Source organism: Pantoea sp. GCM10028869, from assembly GCF_042666835.1.
In the GTDB taxonomy this organism is placed as follows: Bacteria; Pseudomonadota; Gammaproteobacteria; order Enterobacterales; family Enterobacteriaceae; genus Pantoea; species Pantoea leporis.
The window spans coordinates 402,877-420,298 of sequence record NZ_JBHTGO010000002.1; the positions used below are offsets into that span (position 1 = coordinate 402,877).

Here is a 17,422-nt window from a genome sequence, read left to right on the forward strand (position 1 = left end):
TCAATCACACTCAGGGCTGTTGGCTAAGACTATAGCGTAAAGCGCTGATGGAAACGCCAGTAGCGGCCTGCTTTTGAGATTAATTCGGCGTGCGAACCGGATTCGATAATTTGTCCCTGATCCATAACGCAAATGCGGTCCATGGCGTCTAAACCACTTAAGCGATGCGTTACCATAATCAGCGTTTTGCCGCGGGTGACGTGTTGCAATAACGCCAGAATTTGCTGCTCGGTGCTGGCATCCAAACCTTCGGTAGGTTCATCCAGCAGCCACAAATCGCCATCATGCAGCAGGGCACGTGCTATCGCCAGACGACGCAGTTCGCCGCCGGACAACGGTCGACCGCCGTCGCCCATCCACGCATTCAATCCTTCGTTGTGTTCGGCGAGATGGGCCAGACCCACCTTACTCAACGCGTCTTCCAGTTGCTCATCGCTGGCATCGGGTTTTGCCAGCAGGAGATTGTCGCGCAGCGTTTGGCTGAACAGATGCACGCGCTGTGTTACCACGCTAATGCGGCTACGCAATGAAGCTTCATCCCAGGCGGCAAGATCGCTATCGTTGAGGCTAATTGAACCTTGCTGCGCTTCCCAACCGCGGGTAATCAGCGACAGCAGACTGGATTTGCCGCAGCCGGTTGGACCGAGCAGCGCCAGATGCTCACCTGCATTTAACGATAGGGAAAAATGCTGCAACACCGGTTCGGGGCGCTGCGGATAGCTGAAGCGGATGTTTTCCATTTTCAGGCTGATACCTGATGGGCTACTGATTTTTGCGCTGGGAAAACGGATCGCGGCGGGCTGTTCAATGATTTCCTGTACCCGCTTAGCGGCGCTGGTCACCTGCGACAGCGGCAGAAACGCTCCGGCAACCGGGGCCAGCGCTTCAAACGCCGCCAGTCCGCAGAACACAAACAGCGCGATCAATGCGCCCGGCGAACTGTTTCCACCCACGCCATTCGCGGAAATCCATAGCAACAGCGTAACCGTCGCGCCGCTGATGACCAGCAACAGACTTTGCGCCAGCGCCTGCAGGCAATGTTGTCTGCGTTGCGCCTGTTGCCACTTCTGTTCATCGCTATCAAGTTGGTCGCGCCACTGTTGTGCTGCACCATAAATTTTCAGCTCAGACAGGCCAGTAATCCAGTGCGTCAACTGCATGCGCCAGCGGGCCTGATGCTGGGCGATTTGGTGTCCGGCTGAAGTGCCAAGCCGCCAGAACAGCGGCGGCATGAGCAACAGCGTCAAAAGCATCATACCGCCGAGCAGCAAAGCTAACGGTACATCCAGCAGCGCCAAACCGCAGGTGACCACCACAATCACCACCGCAGCACCGATCAACGGCGAGATCACGCGCAGGTAAAGATGATCGAGTGTATCCACGTCGCTGACAAAACGGTTGAGCAATTCGCCATGACGAAAACGAGCCAGCTGTTCCGGCGATAGGGCGATGACTTTGCTGAAGGTGAATACGCGCAAATGTTGCAGCACGCGGAAGGTGGCATCGTGGCTCACGAGGCGCTCAAAATAACGTGCAGCCGTGCGCGTGATCGCCGCGCCTCGCACGCCGGCAGCGGGCAACATATAGTTGAACGTATAAAGTCCCGCTACGCCCGCCAGCGAAGAGGCGGCAAGGAACCAGCCGGATAAAGTCAGCAATCCGATACTGGCAAGCAAAGTGATAATGGCGAGAATGATGCCAAGTCCCAAACGCCATGGATGACGGCTAAACAGACGCAGGAAAGGCAATAAATTATTCATTATGCGATCTCCTTCCGACGATGCTGCGCCATTTCACGCAAAGGTCCATCTTGTTCAATCAGCTGCTGCCAGGGACCTTGTTGCACCAGTTGCCCGGCCTGCATCACCCACACTTCATCCCAGCTAGCGAGCTCGTTGAGTTGATGCGTGATCATTAGCGTGGTTTGCTGGGTGGCCGCCTGCTGCAGTGCGCGGATAACATGTTGCTCACTTTGGCTATCCAGCCCAGAACCGGGCTCATCAAGCAATAGCAGTTGTGCCGGTTTAAGCAGCGCACGCGCCACGGCAATACGCTGCGCCTGACCGACGGAAAGCCCCACGCCGCCATCGCCTAAAAGAGTATCTAATCCGTTTGGCAGACGATCTAAAAACTCGTCAACGCCCGCGCGCTGCAGAACCGACATGAGCGTCGCGTCATTAATGGGGCTATTAAGCAGCAGGTTTTCGCGTAGCGTTTGCGCGGGTAAATGCGGATTTTGGCCAACCCAGGCAATATATTGTTGCCAGCTATCGCGGTTGATATCACGCAGCTCCTGCCCATTAACCTGCAGTGAACCTTGATAAGGCAGGAAACCCAGCAAGACGTTCATCAGCGCGGTTTTGCCTGCACCGCTTTGTCCTACCAGCGCTACACGTTTACCAGTATCGAGAGTGAAATTGAGCGATTGAGAGAGCGCTTCAGCGCCAGCAGTCATGACCACCAAATTCTGAGCCTGAATATGCAGCGGTGTAGTGAGAGAAAGCTCGCGAGAAGCATGCTCTTCGTGTGGATCGGGACTTTCGCGTAGAAACTGGTCCAGCGCATCAGCTCCGCCAATCGCTTGCGCTTTGGCGTGATAAAAGGTGCCTAAGTCGCGCAACGGCTGGAAAAATTCAGGCGCCAGAATAAGTGCCAGGAAACCAGCAAACAGCGTTACGCCGGTGCTGTAATGACCAAAATTCAGTTCGCCGAGATAAGAAAAACCGAAATAGACCGCGACGACAGCAATCGCCAGTGAGGCAAAAAATTCCAGCACGGCAGATGAGAGAAACGCCAGGCGTAATACTTCCATGGTACGTTGCCGAAAATCGGTGGTGCTGGCGGCAATTGCTTCTTGCTCTGCCGCAGCGCGATAGAACAGGCGCAGCGTTTCACGTCCACGCAGACGATCGTAAAAATCACCACTTAGCCGGGCGAGAGCAACAAAGTTGCGGCGATTGGCATCTGCAGCGCCCATGCCAACCATCGCCATAAATAGGGGAATCAGTGGCGCGGTGACCAGCAGAATCAATCCCGCCGCCCAGTTAATTGGAAAAATGGCGATCAATATGGCTAACGGAATAAAGAGTGCCAGCGACATCTGAGGCAGATACCGCGCGTAGTATTCCTGCATCTCTTCGATTTGTTCGAGCAGCAGCGTAGCCCAACTGCCTGCTGGCTTACCTTGAATCCAGGCGGGACCGAGCACATTGAGTCGATCCAGAACCTGCTGACGCAGCGCACGGCGAATGGCAACGCCGGCGCGATGTCCTGCCATTTCGCGGGCGTAATGCAATCCGGCGCGCAAAACAAAGCACAGCAGCAGCAACAGAAAATCGGTGAGCAGTGATGCGCGCGGTTGCTGTGCGACAAGCAGATTTTGCAGCAGCGAAGCCAGTAACCAGGCTTGGGCGATAATGACCAATGCGCCAGCAAAACCCAGCAGCGAAGCCGCACGTAAGTTGCGCGCACCGTGATGACGTTGCTGACGGAGCCAGCGGAGAAGTTCTTGTTGCCGTGATTTGTTCATGCGATGCCGTTTGGTAACTCAAAAGAGATGTAAATCCCGGATGAAAACCCAGCAATATCGGGCGCGTGAACTGTAGCACGCAGGTAACAAAAAAGGCGACCAAAACTGGCCGCCTTTTAGCGATTATGATCAGGTTATTAACAACTTACTTATCGTTTTTAACCAGTCCATCGAGGAAGCGTTCCGCATCCAACGCCGCCATACAGCCGGTACCGGCAGAGGTAATTGCCTGGCGATAAATATGATCCATCACATCGCCGGCAGCGAACACGCCTGGGATGCTGGTTTGCGTGGCGTTGCCGTGCAGACCAGACTGCACTTTGATGTAGCCATTTTCCAAATCCAGCTGACCATCAAAAATTGCGGTATTTGGACTGTGGCCGATGGCGACAAACAAACCAGCGACGTCCAGTGATTCAGCCGCTTCACCTTTGGTAGACAGCAGTTTCAAGCCCGTCACGCCCATTTGATCGCCAACCACTTCATCCAGCGTGCGGTCGGTGTGCAGCACGATGTTGCCATTGCGCACTTTTTCCATCAGACGGTCAATAAGGATTTTCTCAGCGCGGAAACTGTCGCGACGGTGAATCAGATGCACTTCTGCAGCAATATTAGCCAGATAAAGCGCTTCTTCAACGGCAGTGTTACCGCCACCAATGACGGCAACTTTCTGATTGCGGTAGAAGAAGCCGTCGCAGGTCGCACAAGCAGAGACGCCTTTGCCTTTGAACGCTTCTTCTGATGGCAATCCGAGATAACGTGCCGATGCGCCAGTGGCGATGATCAACGCATCAGCAGTGTATTCACCGCTGTCGCCGACCAGACGGAACGGACGGTTCTGCAAATCGACGGTATGAATGTGGTCAAAAATGATCTCGGTGTTGAATTTCTCGGCATGCTCCTGCATGCGCTCCATCAACGCTGGACCGGTCAGATCGTTTGCATCGCCTGGCCAGTTCTCCACTTCGGTGGTGGTGGTGAGCTGACCTCCTTTCTCCAGTCCGGTAATTAACACCGGATTCAGGTTAGCGCGCGCTGCATATACCGCAGCAGTATAACCGGCAGGGCCGGAGCCCAGAATGAGCAGCTTACTGTGTTTGGCCGTACTCATGCGTTCCTCAATTTTTTTCTGACAACATAGTTTTTGATTGTAGGGAAATTAACGCCGCAAAAAAAGGCTCCAGCAATTTTGTTAACAATCACTGCGAGCGGCGTAGACGATGAGTGCAAGTTTTGCACGCGCGTTGCGCCAAAAGGGGGCAATGCTCGGCAATTAGTGGTGCAGCAGCATAAAAATTCTCATTTAAAAACAGCAACCCAGAACTCTATCTGGCATCTTGTACTGAATTTGGATGTTTTACTTTGACAATCGCCTGCGCTTTTGCGAAAACATTGGGAGAAGCAGAGAATATTTAGCGATTCAAAACAGAATTTCATTTCTGTTTTGGGCTTTTTAGCCGAATAAACTCAGCCTGACATTGGTAGTGACGCATGATGTGGACAGACAACATGCGTCATACGGATGGACGCGTTACTGCACAGGCTTATGGTCTTCACTTCAGTAAGGCCCTGAACAATGAGCGTTTTCAGGGTGTGGCAGGTAAAGGGAAGGAATTAAGAGAGACAATAATAATGGTAGACAATAAGAAACGCCCCGGAAAAGATTTAGATCGTATCGACAGAAATATTCTGAATGAACTGCAGAAAGACGGTCGAATTTCTAATGTCGAGCTTTCCAAACGTGTTGGATTATCGCCAACTCCATGTCTTGAGCGCGTGCGCCGCCTCGAGCGTCAAGGCTTCATTCTGGGCTACACCGCGCAGCTCAACCCGCATTATCTGGATGCTTCACTGCTGGTTTTCGTTGAGATTACTCTGAATCGTGGTGCGCCAGATGTGTTTGAACAATTTAACGCCGCCGTGCAAAAACTTGAGGAAACTCAAGAATGTCACCTCGTTTCCGGTGATTTTGACTACCTGCTGAAAACCCGCGTACCGGATATGTCCGCTTATCGTAAACTACTGGGTGAGACCTTGCTGCGTCTGCCGGGCGTAAACGACACCCGTACTTACGTGGTGATGGAAGAGGTCAAACAGAGCAATCGTCTGGTGATTAAAACCCGGTAGTGCAGGGCAGGTGCAAAGCTTGCAGGATTTCGGTACACTCCTGTGAATTCATACAGGACCAGCGTCGGGCATGCCCGACGTTGTTGCCTTCTTAATTTACAGGCACCTGGAGAGTTCTCTTGAGCCAGGAATATACAGAAGATAAAGATGTTTCGTTACAACCGCTGAGCAGTGGACGTCGTCTGCTGGAAGCGTTGCTCATTCTTGTGGCCTTGTTCGCCATCTATTTGATGGTGTCGCTGGTTAGTTTTAACCCGTCAGATCCAAGCTGGTCACAAACCGCATGGCACGAACCTATCCATAATCTGGGTGGTAGCGTCGGCGCATGGCTGGCCGATACGCTATTGTTCATCTTTGGCGTGATGGCCTACGCCATTCCTCCCGTCATTATTGGTCTGTGTTGGATCACCTTCCGCCAACGTGATCGTCAGGATTACATCGACTACTTTGCCGTTGGTTTACGCCTGATTGGCGTGCTGGCCTTGGTGGTAACGACCTGTGGTCTGGCGGCGCTCAACGTAGATGACATCTGGTATTTTGCTTCCGGCGGCGTAATCGGCAGCCTGGTCAGCAATGCGATGGCACCGTGGTTCAGTTCGGCTGGCGGCACCTTGACGCTGCTGTGCGTCTGGGCTGCCGGCATCACGCTTTATACCGGATGGTCATGGCTGACGATTGCCGAGAAGATCGGCGGCGTGGTGATGGGTGTTCTGACCTTTGCCAGCAATCGTTCACGACATGACGAACCCTGGCAGGAAGAAGAATACGACGACGAAGAGCTTGCTGATGAGGTGTCGCCTCCGATGCATGCTGCACACTCCGTTAATGACGACGATGATGTCTTGTTAGCTCAACCGCGCAAGGTGAGCGAACCGGTTGCTGCGGAGTTGAGCGACGATCCGCTGCTGGCGAAGGCGAGTGCGGCAACTGCCGCTGCAATTGCGGTTACTACGCAAGCCGCACAGCAAACTCCAGCTGCTATGCAGCCTGCTCCAGCCGCATCTGCCGAACCCGACGCAATGCCACGCGTTGCCGAAGCCACGGCTCAGTCGACTCCGGCTCCTCAGCCTGTTGCTGCAGCGCAACAACCAATCGCGCAGCCTTCTGCTCCGCTCTATCGTTTCGAGATGCCAGGTGAAGCAGCTCCTTCACCGTTTTCGCCGGCTGATGACGATGAGGGCCCGAGCATGGGCAACTGGCAGGATGCCGCTTCATCTTCTGCACCTTTAAACAGTCTCGCCGCCGCTTCACTTGCCGCTGGAGCAGTCAAAGCAGCGACATCACCTGCTGCTTATTCACCTGCCTTCGATATCGTACCTGAGCGTGATTACAACCCGCAGGTGAAGCAGGGCATTGGTCCAGAGTTGCCGCGTCCAAACAAAGTTAAGTTGCCAACACGACGTGAGTTAGCTTCGTACGGCATTAAGTTGCCTTCGCAGCGTATGGCGGAAGAGCAGGCTAAAGATGCTGAGCAGCAACAGCCAGAAGTCACTGCGTCTTACAGCGTTCCTCCACAGGAACAGGATGTTGAGCTGCAAGAGGCGCAGTTGCGTGAAGCCTTCGCGTCGCAGCAGCAGAATCGTTACGGTGAAAGCTGGCAGGAAGCGTCTGAGCCTGATGATGAGGATGCATTGCAGCAGGCTCAACTTGCACGCCAGTTCGCCGATCAGCAGCAGCAACGCTATACCGAACCTGAAGTGAAGGAAGCACCGGTATTTAATCTGGATACGTCGTCTGCTTTTGATTTTTCACCAATGAAAGATTTGGTCGACGATAGCCCGAGCGAGCCACTGTTCACTATTTCTGCATCGCCAGAGCCGGAAGAGCCCGCGTCGTGGCAACAACCTGCTGCGCCGGAGCCAGCGGCAATGCCGCCGTTGAGTGCTGAATCCAGCCCATGGTCGTCGCCGGAACAGGAAGCTTATTCTGCGCCGCCTGCACCAGTGAAACCTGCTGCGCCTGTGCAGGACAGCTTGTTCCATCCGTTCCTGGTTCGCCATGAACAGCCGCTGGAAAAACCTTCTACGCCGCTGCCTACGTTGGATCTGCTCACGTCACCACCGGCAGAAGAAGAGCCGGTAGATATGTTTGCGCTGGAGCAAACCGCGCGGCTGGTTGAAGCACGCCTGGCTGATTATCGAGTGAAGGCGGAGGTTGTAGGTATTTCACCTGGTCCGGTCATTACCCGCTTCGAGCTCGATTTAGCGCCAGGCGTTAAAGCTTCCCGTATTTCTAACTTGTCGCGTGACCTGGCGCGTTCTCTGTCTGCGGTTGCCGTGCGCGTGGTGGAAGTGATTCCAGGCAAGCCTTACGTCGGGCTTGAACTGCCAAATAAACATCGTCAAACCGTTTATCTGCGCGAAGTACTGGATTGCCCTAAATTTCGTGAAAACCCGTCACCGCTTGCAGTGGTGTTGGGTAAAGACATTGCTGGCCAGCCGGTGGTGGCTGATTTAGCGAAAATGCCGCACTTGCTGGTTGCCGGTACCACCGGTTCCGGTAAATCAGTGGGCGTTAACACCATGATCATTAGCATGCTGTATAAAGCCACGCCGGAAGAAGTGCGCTTTATCATGATCGACCCGAAAATGCTCGAGCTGTCAGTCTACGAAGGCATCCCTCACTTGCTGACCGAAGTGGTTACAGACATGAAAGATGCGGCCAACGCGCTGCGCTGGAGTGTTGGTGAAATGGAGCGTCGCTATAAACTGATGTCTGCGCTGGGCGTGCGTAATCTGGCCGGCTATAACGAGAAGATTGAGCAGGCTGCCGCGATGGGTCGACCGATTCCGGATCCGTTCTGGAAACCGGGCGATAGCATGGACACCACACCTCCGGTGCTGGAAAAACTGCCTTATATCGTGGTGCTGGTCGACGAATTTGCCGATCTGATGATGGCGGTCGGTAAGAAAGTCGAAGAGTTGATTGCTCGTCTGGCTCAGAAAGCGCGAGCGGCGGGTATTCACCTGGTGCTGGCGACACAGCGTCCGTCGGTTGATGTGATTACCGGTCTGATCAAAGCCAACATACCGACGCGTATCGCCTTCACCGTTTCCAGCAAGATCGACTCACGTACCATCCTCGATCAGGGCGGTGCAGAATCGCTGCTGGGGATGGGTGACATGCTCTACATGCCGCCAAACTCCTCAATGCCGGTACGTGTGCATGGTGCATTCGTGCGCGATCAGGAAGTGCATGCGGTGGTTCAGGACTGGAAAGCGCGCGGTCGCCCGCAATACATCGAAAGCATTACTGCTGGTGAAGAGAGCGATAGCGCAGCTAGCGGAATGATGGGCGATGAAGAGCTGGATCCGCTGTTTGATCAGGCGGTCTCTTTCGTAGTGGAAAAACGCCGAGCCTCCATTTCTGGAGTTCAGCGCCAGTTCCGTATCGGATATAACCGTGCCGCACGTATCATCGAGCAGATGGAAGCGCAGGGCATCGTTTCTGAACCGGGACATAACGGCAACCGCGAAGTGCTTTCGCCGCCGCCACACGAGATGTAATTTATCGCGTGCAGTTGTCTGCTTATGGGCCAGTTAACACTGGCCCATTGTTTATCTGTTGGTCGATCCCCATATCTTAGGGAGCTTTCGGCTTTTTCTCCTGTCGAAGAGACAGGATGGCAACTACGTTTAATGCTGTAAGTGTCGGGAAACAATAAATAAGGAATCGAATCAGATGAAATTACGCGTTATTGCCTGTGGCCTGTTGGCCAGTTTTGTTTCCGCATCAGTATTGGCGGATGCGTCCAGCGATCTGCAACAGCGTCTTAATAAAGTGAACAGCTTCCATGCCAGCTTCAGTCAGAAAGTGACCGATGGCAGCGGCGCCAACGTGCAGGATGGTGAAGGCGAGCTGTGGGTGAAGCGCCCAAGCTTGTTTAACTGGCACATGACCGCGCCGGATGAAAGCGTAATTATTTCTGATGGCAAAAATCTGTGGTTCTACAATCCCTTCGTTGAACAAGCCAGCGTTAGCCTGTTGCAAAATGCAGCCAGCAACACGCCGTTTATGCTGATTGCGCGTAACCAGCCAAGCGACTGGAAACAGTACAACATCAAGCAGCAGGGCGATAACTTTGAGCTAACGCCAAAGAGCAGTGATGGCAACCTCAAGCAGTTCACCATCAATGTGACATCGTCTGGCACAATCAATAAGTTCAGCGCGATTGAGCAAGATGGCCAGCACAGCGATTATCAGCTGAAGAGCCAAAACAACGGCGCTATTAGCCCAGACAAATTCACCTTTACGCCGCCAAAAGGGGTAACGGTGGACGATCAACGTCAGTGAGGTCAAGGTGAGTAACCTGTCTCTGGATTTCGCTCCATCGAATGAGTTTCAGCCGCTGGCCGCGCGTATGCGGCCGGCGACGCTGCAACACTACATTGGGCAACAGCATTTGCTGGCGCCCGGTAAACCGCTGCCGCGCGCCATTGAGGCCGGGCATCTGCATTCGATGATTTTGTGGGGACCGCCTGGGACAGGGAAAACGACATTAGCCGAGATTATCGCCCATTACGGTAAAGCTGATGTTGAGCGCATTTCTGCTGTCACTTCTGGCGTGAAAGAGATTCGTGAAGCGATCGAGCGTGCCCGACAAAATCGTCAGGTGGGTCGACGCACCATCCTGTTTGTCGACGAAGTCCATCGCTTTAACAAAAGTCAGCAGGATGCTTTCCTGCCGCATATTGAAGATGGCACCATTACGTTTATTGGTGCCACCACAGAAAATCCCTCGTTTGAACTCAACTCGGCGCTGCTATCCCGTGCCCGCGTATATTTACTCAAGTCTCTTACCACTGCTGATATTGAACAGGTTCTGCTGCAGGCGATGCAGGATGACGAACGCGGTTATGGCAAAAGCGATATTGTGCTGCCGGATAATACGCGCCGTATGATAGCGGAACTGGTTAACGGTGATGCGCGTCGGGCATTGAATACGCTGGAAATGATGGCGGATATGGCTGAAAGCAATGCCGAAGGCCAGCGTGAATTAACGCCACAATTACTCAACGAAGTTTCCGGTGAAAGAGCGGCGCGTTTTGATAACAAAGGCGATCGTTTCTACGATCTGATCTCCGCTCTGCACAAATCTGTTCGCGGTTCAGCACCTGATGCGGCACTTTACTGGTATGCAAGAATCATCACCGCAGGCGGCGATCCGCTGTATGTCGCACGCCGTTTGCTGGCTATCGCCTCGGAAGATGTGGGTAACGCCGATCCGCGCGGCATGCAGGTTGCGCTAGCGGCCTGGGATTGCTTTACGCGCGTCGGTCCAGCCGAAGGCGAAAGGGCGATTGCGCAGGCGATTGTCTACCTTGCCAGCGCACCCAAAAGTAATGCCGTTTACACCGCTTTCAAAGCCGCGATGCGCGATGCGCGCGAATTTCCTGACTACGATGTGCCGGAACATTTACGCAACGCCCCTACCAAATTGATGAAAGAGATGGGGCTGGGCAAAGAGTATCGTTATGCGCACGACGAGACTAACGCCTATGCCGCTGGCGAAGTCTATTTCCCGCCTGAAATGGCGCAGACGCGCTACTATCAACCGACTAATCGCGGGCTCGAAGGGAAAATTGGCGAAAAACTCGCCTGGCTGGCTGAGCAGGATCAAAATAGCCCGATAAAACGCTACCGCTGATAAACACCTTACGGTAAGGTGAGCAAGGATTTCATTGCATTCCATAGGGATGCAAGTCCCGCCATTCGTTCAATCAACCTTTTATTACACAGGATTAGCATGCTCGATCCCAACCTGCTGCGTAACGAGCCAGACGCAGTCGCAGAAAAACTGGCACGCCGAGGATTTAAACTGGATGTGGAAACCTTACGTTCGCTTGAAGAGCGTCGTAAAGTCTTGCAGGTAGAAACTGAAAATCTGCAGGCTGAGCGTAATTCCCGATCCAAATCCATCGGTCAGGCCAAAGCACGTGGGGAAGACATCGAGCCGCTGCGTCAGGAAGTGAACGCGCTGGGCGAACGCCTGGATGCGGCTAAAGCAGAACTGGATGCCCTGCAGAACGAAATTCGTGACTTTGCCCTCGCATTGCCAAACCTCCCGGTTGACGAAGTCCCGTTGGGTAAAGATGACAGCGAGAATCAGGAAGTGAGCCGCTGGGGCCAGCCGCGCCAGTTCGATTTCCCGGTGAAAGATCATGTTGAGCTGGGTGAAGCCGCCAAAGGTCTGGACTTTGCCGCCGCGGTGAAATTGACGGGTTCACGTTTCATTGTGATGCAGGGCCAGATTGCGCGTCTGCACCGTGCGCTTAGCCAGTTTATGCTTGACCTGCACACGCAGCAGCACGGTTATCTTGAAACCTATGTTCCGTATCTGGTGAATCAGGAAACGTTGTATGGCACCGGACAGCTGCCGAAGTTTGGTGAAGATTTATTCCATACCAAGCCGCTGGGTGAAGAAGCGGGTAGCAGCAACTATGCGCTGATCCCTACCGCTGAAGTGCCGCTGACCAATCTGGTGCGTGATGAGATCGTTGAAGAAGAATCTTTGCCGCTCAAACTTGCTGCGCACACGCCATGCTTCCGTTCTGAAGCCGGTTCGTACGGGCGCGATACGCGTGGTTTAATCCGTATGCACCAGTTCGATAAAGTGGAAATGGTGCAGATTGTGGCGCCTGAAACCTCCATGGATGCACTGGAAGAGTTGGTGGGCCATGCTGAGAAAGTGCTTCAGTTGCTCAATCTGCCATACCGTAAAGTGCTGCTTTGTACCGGCGATATGGGCTTTGGCTCTTCCAAGACCTACGACCTGGAAGTTTGGCTGCCAGCACAGGATACCTATCGTGAAATCTCCTCTTGCTCCAACATGGGTGATTTCCAGGCTCGTCGTATGCAGGCGCGCTGCCGTAGCAAAACCGACAAGAAACCGCGTTTGGTGCACACGCTGAACGGTTCTGGTCTGGCAGTGGGTCGTACTCTGGTGGCTGTGCTTGAAAACTATCAGCAAGCAGATGGCCGCATTGAAGTGCCAGAAGTACTACGTCCTTATATGGGCGGACTGGAATTCGTTGGCTAATCAACGCGCAATTATATAAGCCCGGCAATGCCGGGTTTTTTGTTTCTTAAGCGGCAAAATAATTATTTTTTAGTCGGAATTAATAAGAAATAAACGTTATCGACAATAAATGGCTCTTAAGCATTAAAAATCGTAAATTCAAATAGATAGATGCCAGACTTTTATCCTTCATCATGCTTCTAACCCTCTGAAGATAAAAAAAATAAATTGTTCCGCAGCAAATCGTGCGGCGACGAATTTTTGCACATTGACTTTAAGATAGCGGATGGCAAACTGCGCGCAATTATCGTCATTTCTTTTGGTTTTATTCCCTATGTCAACCTGGTCGCGCCCCGTCGTTTTGCTGCTTTGCGGCTTAATGCTCATGACGGTGTCTATCGCTGTGCTTAATACGCTGGTACCGCTCTGGCTTACCCATGATCAATTGCCGACCTGGCAAGTGGGAATGGCTAGCTCATCGTATTACACCGGTAACTTGCTGGGCACCTTGCTCGCGGGCTGGTTGATTACTCGTTATGGTTTTAATCGCTGTTTTTACCTTGCCAGCGTGCTTTTTGCCGTAGCGACCATGGGCATGATGATACTGGATGGTTTCTATAGCTGGACATTACTGCGCTTTACCGCAGGTGTCGGTTGTGCACTGATATGGGTGGTGGTTGAGAGTGCCTTGTTATGCAGCGGTACCGTGCGTAATCGCGGTCAGTTGCTGGCGGCTTATATGATCATCTATTACCTCGGCACTGTTGCAGGCCAGTTGCTGGTGAGCCGCGTGTCAACCGAGCTGCTCCACGTGATTCCATGGGTGACTGCACTGATTATCTGTGCGGTATTGCCGGTAGTATTTGTGCATGTCAATACCAGCGCTGCGACAGAAGAAGCTTCAACGGGGCGCCTTTGGGTTATGTTGCGTCGTCGTAGTTCTCGTCTCGGCATCAATGGCTGCATTATTTCCGGTATCGTTCTCGGCTCACTTTATGGCTTGATGCCGTTGTATCTGTCACATCAGGGCATGAGTGATGCAAACGTCGGTTACTGGATGGCGTTACTGGTCAGCTCCGGCATTGTCGGTCAGTGGCCGGTAGGACGTTTAGCCGATCGCTTTGGTCGCCTGATGGTGCTGCGTGTGCAAGTGTTTGTGGTTATCCTGGGTGCGATTGCTATGTTAGGTGATACTGCGATGGCGCCAGCGCTGTTTGTGCTGGGTCTTGCGGGTTTTACACTTTATCCGGTGGCGATGTCCTGGGCGTGCGAAACCGTCGCGCATCATGAGTTAGTGGCAATGAATCAGGCGTTACTGTTTAGCTATACCGTGGGCAGTTTGGTGGGGCCGGGAATGACGTCAATGCTGATGCAAAATTACTCTGACCGCCTGCTGTTTGTGATGATTGCTGCAGTTGCACTGGTTTATCTGGTGATGTTACTGCGCAAAGCCGATCATCAGGCTACTCCGGTCGCACATGCTTAACGCATTCCCATGAAATAGTAAAAAGGGGAGCCGGTGGTTCCCCTTTTGTTTGCGGTTAATACATCACTTCATGGCCGTAGCTGGCGAGGATATTCTTCACTCGCTCCATGGTTTCCTTGCTCGGCGGCTTAACACCATCCAGCTTGTACTCTTCGCCCATGGCGATCCATTTGTGTTTGCCTAACTCGTGGTAAGGCAGCAATTCGATCTTCTCTATGTTATCCATATCTTTGGTAAACTCACCCAAGCGATGAACCGAGTCATCATCATCGGAGTAGCCAGGCACCACTACAAAGCGGATCCAGGTGCGTTTGCCTCTCTTCTGCAGATAGCGCGCAAAGTCCAGCGTACGATGATTGGAAACGCCCACCAGAATCTGATGCACATCATCGTTAATCTGTTTTAAATCGAGCATTACCAAATCAGTGGCATCAAGCAATTCATCGATCACCGGATCGTAGCGACGAACAAAGCCGTTAGTGTCGAGACAGGTATGAATGCCTTCTGCCTGGCAAGCGCGGAACCAGTCACGCACGAACTCCGCTTGTAAGATCGCTTCGCCACCCGACGCCGTCACGCCACCGCCAGATGCATTCATGAAGTGACGATATGAGAGCGCATCCTTCATCAACTCTTCAACGGTAACTTCTTTACCGCCATGCGTGTCCCATGTATCGCGGTTATGGCAATACAAGCAGCGCATGAGGCAGCCCTGAAAAAAGGTAATGAAGCGGATGCCTGGGCCGTCAACGGTGCCGCAGGATTCAAAGGAGTGGATACGACCGATGGTTGACATTGCGATGAGTTCTCCAGGTGAGCCTGAATATCAGGCAGCACAATCTATGTTGTGCTCTAAAAGTGAAAGTCGATTTTGCCAGGTCGCCAGCGCCAGCAAACTGGCAAAACGGACTTGTGGAGAAAAGGCTCCCGCAGGAGCCTTTCAATCTCAGTGAACTACGATTACAGCGACTGAGTGAACGTACGGGTAATTACATCTTTCTGCTGCTCTTTGGTGAGCGAGTTGAAGCGCACAGCATAACCGGATACGCGAATGGTCAGCTGCGGATACTTCTCAGGATGTTCCATCGCATCCAGCAACATCTCACGGTTCATCACGTTAACGTTCAGATGCTGACCGCCCTCAATGTTGGCTTCATGGTGGAAATATCCATCCATTAGGCCAGCAAGATTGGTTTTACGCACGTTATCATCTTTACCCAGCGCATTTGGCACGATGGAGAAAGTATAAGAGATGCCGTCTTTCGCGTAAGCAAAGGGCAGTTTTGCGACGGAGGTCAGTGAAGCCACCGCACCTTTCTGATCACGGCCGTGCATTGGGTTAGCACCCGGACCGAATGGCGCACCCGCACGACGTCCGTCTGGCGTATTACCGGTTTTCTTACCGTAAACCACGTTAGATGTGATGGTCAGCACTGACTGCGTTGGCACCGCGTTACGGTAGGTTTGCAGTTTCTGCATTTTCTTCATGAAACGTTCAACCAAATCGCACGCCATGTCATCAACGCGAGAGTCGTTGTTACCAAACTGCGGATATTCGCCTTCAATTTCAAAGTCTACTGCGAGACCATCTTCATCACGGATGGTTTTCACTTTGGCGTATTTGATGGCAGAAAGTGAGTCAGCCGCAACAGACAGACCCGCAATACCACAGGCCATGGTGCGATAAACGTCACGATCGTGCAGCGCCATCAGTGAAGCTTCGTAGCTGTACTTATCGTGCATGTAGTGAATGATATTCAGGGAGGTGACGTACTGCTTAGCCAGCCAATCCATGAAGTGATCCAGGCGCTCCATCACGATGTCGTAATCAAGAATCTCGTCAGTGATTGGTGCTTCTTTCGGACCCACCTGCATTTTCAGTTTTTCATCAACGCCACCGTTGATTGCGTACAGCAGGGTTTTTGCCAGGTTGGCACGCGCACCGAAGAACTGCATCTGCTTACCGACAATCATTGGGCTAACGCAGCAGGCGATAGCATAGTCATCGTTGTCGAAGTCAGGACGCATCAGGTCATCATTCTCATACTGCAATGAGGATGTATCGATAGACACTTTTGCGGCGTATTTCTTAAAGTTAACCGGCAGTTTTTCTGACCACAGGATGGTCATATTTGGCTCCGGAGATGGCCCCATGGTGTAAAGCGTATTCAGGAAACGGAAGGTGCTTTTAGTCACCAGAGTACGACCATCGACGCCCATACCCGCCAGTGATTCTGTTGCCCAGATTGGGTCACCGGAGAACAGCTCATCGTATTCAGGCGTACGCAGGAAGCGCACCATACGCAGTTTCATCACCAGATGGTCAATCAGTTCCTGTGCTTCTTCTTCAGTCAGTTTTCCGGCCTGAATATCGCGCTCGATATACACATCAAGGAAGGTGGATACGCGACCAAAGGACATTGCCGCACCGTTCTGAGATTTCACCGCCGCGAGATAGCCATAGTAAGTCCACTGAACGGCTTCTTGAGCATTGGTAGCGGGCAGCGAGATATCTGAACCATACTTCGCAGCCATCTCTTTGATCTGACCCAGTGCGCGGTGCTGTTCAGAGATCTCTTCACGCAGGCGAATGGTGGCTTCGAGGTCAACGCCATTCTCCATATCGCTCTGCAGAGAATTGAACTGCGCAACTTTGTCTTTCATCAGAAAATCGATGCCGTACAGCGCAACGCGGCGATAGTCACCGATGATACGACCGCGGCCATAGGCATCCGGTAAACCCGTCAACACGCCTGATTTACGGCAGCGCATGATGTCAGGGGTGTAAACATCGAACACGCCCTGGTTATGGGTTTTGCGGTAATCAGTGAAGACTTTTTTCAGTGCGGGATCAAGTTCGCGGCCATAAACCTTGCAAGAACCCTCAACCATTTTGATACCGCCAAACGGGATGATGGCACGTTTCAAAGGTGCTTCAGTTTGCAGGCCAACGATTTTTTCCAGCGATTTGCTGATGTAGCCGGCATCGTGAGAGGTGATGGTTGAAGCCAGATCGGTGTCAAAATCTACCGGCGCGTGGGTGCGGTTCTCGATTTTGATGCCTTCAAGTACGCTGTCCCACAGCTTAGTTGTGGCCGGCGTCGCGCCAGCGAGGAAGGATTCGTCGCCTTCATACGGTGTGTAGTTTTTCTGGATAAAGTCACGGACGTTGACGCTGTTCTGCCATTCGCCGGCGCTAAATCCTTCCCAGGCTGACGCCATTTTTTCATTCAGTTCGGACATGATATACCTGCCTTATTTA

Annotated in this window: 12 protein-coding genes; 6 read left to right on the forward strand and 6 right to left on the reverse strand. The window is 52.8% G+C overall.

The genetic code is table 11. The features are described 5' to 3' along the window. Positions 1–29: 29 nt before the first annotated feature. From cydC to trxB, 3 genes are all read right to left on the reverse strand, one after another. On the reverse strand, positions 30–1,760 hold the full coding sequence (cydC, locus tag ACFQW4_RS06110) for a cysteine/glutathione ABC transporter ATP-binding protein/permease CydC (RefSeq protein WP_377724368.1): 1,731 nt from the start codon (positions 1,758–1,760) through the stop codon (positions 30–32). After that, positions 1,760–3,529: a cysteine/glutathione ABC transporter permease/ATP-binding protein CydD gene (cydD, locus tag ACFQW4_RS06115; RefSeq protein ID WP_377724370.1), complete on the reverse strand. Its 1,770-nt coding sequence runs from the start codon at positions 3,527–3,529 to the stop codon at positions 1,760–1,762. Before cydD ends, cydC begins: the two co-directional genes overlap by 1 nt. Before the next feature lie 145 nt (positions 3,530–3,674). After that, positions 3,675–4,640 (reverse strand): thioredoxin-disulfide reductase, encoded by a 966-nt coding sequence (gene trxB / locus ACFQW4_RS06120; RefSeq protein ID WP_061717155.1) that lies wholly within the window; start codon positions 4,638–4,640, stop codon positions 3,675–3,677. Positions 4,641–5,161: 521 nt separating this feature from the next. On the opposite strand from trxB, the gene lrp reads away from it, so the two are divergent. The 5 genes from lrp (at position 5,162) to serS (ending at position 12,695) form a co-directional block, all read left to right on the forward strand. Beyond that, positions 5,162–5,656, forward strand: coding sequence for a leucine-responsive transcriptional regulator Lrp (gene lrp, locus ACFQW4_RS06125; protein ID WP_006118610.1), 495 nt, complete (start codon positions 5,162–5,164; stop codon positions 5,654–5,656). 119 nt (positions 5,657–5,775) lie between these two features. Then, positions 5,776–9,162, forward strand: coding sequence for a DNA translocase FtsK 4TM domain-containing protein (locus ACFQW4_RS06130; RefSeq protein ID WP_377724373.1), 3,387 nt, complete (start codon positions 5,776–5,778; stop codon positions 9,160–9,162). Positions 9,163–9,337: 175 nt separating this feature from the next. Then, positions 9,338–9,949, forward strand: coding sequence for an outer membrane lipoprotein chaperone LolA (lolA, locus tag ACFQW4_RS06135; protein WP_008102417.1), 612 nt, complete (start codon positions 9,338–9,340; stop codon positions 9,947–9,949). Between the two features lie 7 nt (positions 9,950–9,956). Further along, positions 9,957–11,303: a replication-associated recombination protein A gene (locus ACFQW4_RS06140; RefSeq protein ID WP_110865839.1), complete on the forward strand. Its 1,347-nt coding sequence runs from the start codon at positions 9,957–9,959 to the stop codon at positions 11,301–11,303. A 99-nt stretch (positions 11,304–11,402) separates the two neighbouring features. Next, positions 11,403–12,695 carry a serine--tRNA ligase gene (gene serS / locus ACFQW4_RS06145; protein ID WP_101760965.1) on the forward strand — a complete coding sequence of 431 codons (1,293 nt, stop codon included), beginning with the start codon at positions 11,403–11,405 and terminating at the stop codon, positions 12,693–12,695. Positions 12,696–12,866: 171 nt separating this feature from the next. On the opposite strand, the gene ACFQW4_RS06150 is transcribed toward serS, so the two are convergent. Continuing rightward, the gene (locus tag ACFQW4_RS06150; protein ID WP_277974957.1) at positions 12,867–13,061 is read right to left on the reverse strand and encodes a hypothetical protein; all 195 of its coding nucleotides are present in this window, start codon (positions 13,059–13,061) and stop codon (positions 12,867–12,869) included. On the opposite strand from ACFQW4_RS06150, the gene ACFQW4_RS06155 reads away from it, so the two are divergent. Continuing rightward, positions 13,009–14,160, forward strand: a complete 1,152-nt coding sequence (locus ACFQW4_RS06155; protein WP_336767385.1) for an MFS transporter — start codon at positions 13,009–13,011, stop codon at positions 14,158–14,160. The genes ACFQW4_RS06150 and ACFQW4_RS06155 overlap by 53 nt on opposite strands. 55 nt (positions 14,161–14,215) lie before the next feature. On the opposite strand, the gene pflA is transcribed toward ACFQW4_RS06155, so the two are convergent. Next, the gene (pflA, locus tag ACFQW4_RS06160) at positions 14,216–14,956 is read right to left on the reverse strand and encodes a pyruvate formate lyase 1-activating protein (protein WP_101760963.1); all 741 of its coding nucleotides are present in this window, start codon (positions 14,954–14,956) and stop codon (positions 14,216–14,218) included. Between the two features lie 164 nt (positions 14,957–15,120). Further along, positions 15,121–17,403: a formate C-acetyltransferase gene (pflB, locus tag ACFQW4_RS06165; protein ID WP_377724377.1), complete on the reverse strand. Its 2,283-nt coding sequence runs from the start codon at positions 17,401–17,403 to the stop codon at positions 15,121–15,123. Positions 17,404–17,422 lie beyond the last annotated feature (19 nt).

Bases quoted from the DNA above. Each gene is read 5' to 3' on its own strand.
- serS (WP_101760965.1), top strand. From the start codon at position 11,403: ATGCTCGATCCCAACCTGCTGCGTAACGAGCCAGACGCAGTCGCAGAA.
- trxB (WP_061717155.1), bottom strand. From the start codon at position 4,640: ATGAGTACGGCCAAACACAGTAAGCTGCTCATTCTGGGCTCCGGCCCT.
- ACFQW4_RS06150 (WP_277974957.1), bottom strand. From the start codon at position 13,061: ATGAGCATTAAGCCGCAAAGCAGCAAAACGACGGGGCGCGACCAGGTT.
- pflA (WP_101760963.1), bottom strand. From the start codon at position 14,956: ATGTCAACCATCGGTCGTATCCACTCCTTTGAATCCTGCGGCACCGTT.
- lrp (WP_006118610.1), top strand. From the start codon at position 5,162: ATGGTAGACAATAAGAAACGCCCCGGAAAAGATTTAGATCGTATCGAC.
- cydC (WP_377724368.1), bottom strand. From the start codon at position 1,760: ATGAATAATTTATTGCCTTTCCTGCGTCTGTTTAGCCGTCATCCATGG.
- cydD (WP_377724370.1), bottom strand. From the start codon at position 3,529: ATGAACAAATCACGGCAACAAGAACTTCTCCGCTGGCTCCGTCAGCAA.
- ACFQW4_RS06155 (WP_336767385.1), top strand. From the start codon at position 13,009: ATGTCAACCTGGTCGCGCCCCGTCGTTTTGCTGCTTTGCGGCTTAATG.
- lolA (WP_008102417.1), top strand. From the start codon at position 9,338: ATGAAATTACGCGTTATTGCCTGTGGCCTGTTGGCCAGTTTTGTTTCC.
- pflB (WP_377724377.1), bottom strand. From the start codon at position 17,403: ATGTCCGAACTGAATGAAAAAATGGCGTCAGCCTGGGAAGGATTTAGC.